Origin of the sequence: Cellulomonas sp. IC4_254 (assembly GCF_011603975.1) — a bacterium.
GTDB lineage: Bacteria > Actinomycetota > Actinomycetes > Actinomycetales > Cellulomonadaceae > Cellulomonas.
This window is the reverse complement of sequence record NZ_JAANNB010000350.1, coordinates 1-1,762: the sequence shown is the minus strand read 5'-3', so window position 1 is coordinate 1,762 and position 1,762 is coordinate 1. Positions and strand designations below refer to the sequence as shown.

At 77.7% G+C, this 1,762-nt stretch carries 3 protein-coding genes; 2 read left to right on the top strand and 1 reads right to left on the bottom strand.

From position 1 onward, the window contains the following. The first annotated feature begins 173 nt into the window (after positions 1 to 173). Positions 174 to 530, top strand: a complete 357-nt coding sequence (locus G6556_RS18675; protein WP_205693767.1) for a DUF2809 domain-containing protein — start codon at positions 174 to 176, stop codon at positions 528 to 530. A gap of 153 nt (positions 531 to 683) precedes the next feature. After that, entirely contained in the window at positions 684 to 1,148 is a 465-nt protein-coding gene (locus G6556_RS18670) for a hypothetical protein (protein WP_166944630.1), read from the top strand. 7 nt (positions 1,149 to 1,155) lie between these two features. Here G6556_RS18670 and G6556_RS19245 read toward each other — a convergent pair. Further along, on the bottom strand, positions 1,156 to 1,762 hold a 607-nt coding region (locus G6556_RS19245; protein ID WP_205693766.1), incomplete at its 5' end, for an excalibur calcium-binding domain-containing protein.

Sequence of the window (1,762 nt, the reverse complement as noted above, 5' to 3'; positions counted from 1 at the left end):
GCGGAACGGTCGCACACGGGACCGACACGACACCTCCTCCCGGCGCGGACCGGCGCGCCGCCGCGGCACCGTGCGGGCCGCCTAGCGTCGGGGCGGGAGGTGGCGCGGTGCGGACGAGGCGTGACCAGGGCGGACGGCCGTGGGCGGCGACGGGGGCGGCTGCCGTGCTCGTCGTGGCTGCCGGGCTGGCGACGGCGCGGTACGGCTCCGGCGCGGCCGCCGACGCGCTCGGGGACGCCCTGTACGCCGTCCTGGTGCTCCTGCTCGTGACGCTCGCGGTGCCCCGCTGGTCGCGTCCGGCGCAGGCCGGGCTCGCGGTCGCGCTGTGCTGGGCCGTCGAGATGAGCCAGCTCACCGGTGCGCCCGCCGCCGCGGCCGCGGTCTGGCCGCCCCTGCGGTACCTGCTGGGCACGACGTTCGTCGCCACCGACCTGCTCTGGTACGCCGTCGGGGTCCTGCTCGCCTCGTGCGGCACGCTGCTCGCCTCCCGGGTGGGCGGCGCCCGGCGCGCCGCGGTCACCCGAGGCTGACGGACCCGGACCGGGCGGCGCGCGGGCGCCCGTGCCGGGCTGGGGACGACGCACCGCCCGCGCCCCTGTGGTCGTCCGGGCACACCCGCGGGATCATGCTGAACACGCCGCCGCCCGTGCCGCAGCCCGCCGGGCGCCACCGAGGGGGGTCCGATGCGCGAGGTCGTGACGAGGACCGTGCGCACCGGGCGCTGGGCCGGGCTCATGGTCGTCGCCCAGGGCCTCGTGCTCGCCTCGTGGGCACCGCGGCTGGCCGGCGAGGAACGCGGTCTCGCCGTCCTCATGATCTGCGTGTCCAGCCTGCTGATCGTCGTCGCGGTGGTCCTGGTCCTCGTCGACCTCCGGGCGACGCTCGTCCTCACCGAGGACGCCCTGCTCCTCGAACGGCGGTGGCGTCCCCTGCGCATCGACCGCGCCGCGGTATGGGCGGTGGACGGCAACATCCACGGGCGACCGTCCTGGTCGGAGGCCGTGGTCCTCACCGTGGACGGCCGCGACCGGCCGGTCCGGCTGGGGAACTTCGACGTGCCCGCCCGCGTGCTGATCCCGCGGCTGCAGGAGTGGGCCGGGGTCGGGGACACGGTGCCCGCGTCCGAGGACTCCGCGTCCCCGACCTGACCGGCTGCTACTCGCAGCCCACGCCGTCCCCGTCGCGGTCGAGCGCCGGACGGTAGCCCGGGTCACCGGCGCGGACCGGCGCTGCTCCCGCGGCACGTGCCGCGTCGCAGTTCTGGTAGTAGACAGAGCCGCCGCCGGAGGATGCGGTCGTGCCACCGCCGGAGGAGGTGGTCCCAGTCGACTTCGGCGCCGACGCGGCGCTGGACAGTGCGGCCTCGCGCTCGGCAACGGCCGCCTCGCGGGCTCCGAGGTCCGCCGCGGTGGCGTCGAGGTCGGTGCTGCGCTGGTCGAGCTGGGCCTGGAGAGCAGCGAGCTCCTCGCCGCGAGCGGTCTGCTCGTCGGCGGTGGTCTGCTGGGTGGTCTCGCTGTCAGCCAGCGCCTGCTCGCGGTCGGCGGCAGCGTCCTCGCGCGCGTCCAGGTCGGCGGCGCGGGCGGCGAGGTCGGCGGCGACGCCGTCCAGGCGCTCCTGCTCCGCGGCGACGGCCGTCCGCTCCTCGGACGAGGCGGCGGCGACGCTGCCCCCGCCCACCCCGATGCCGGTGACGAGCCCCACGACGAGCCCGGCGACACCGAGCACGACAGCGCGCCGGTGACCGGCCGGGTGGGCGGGTGCC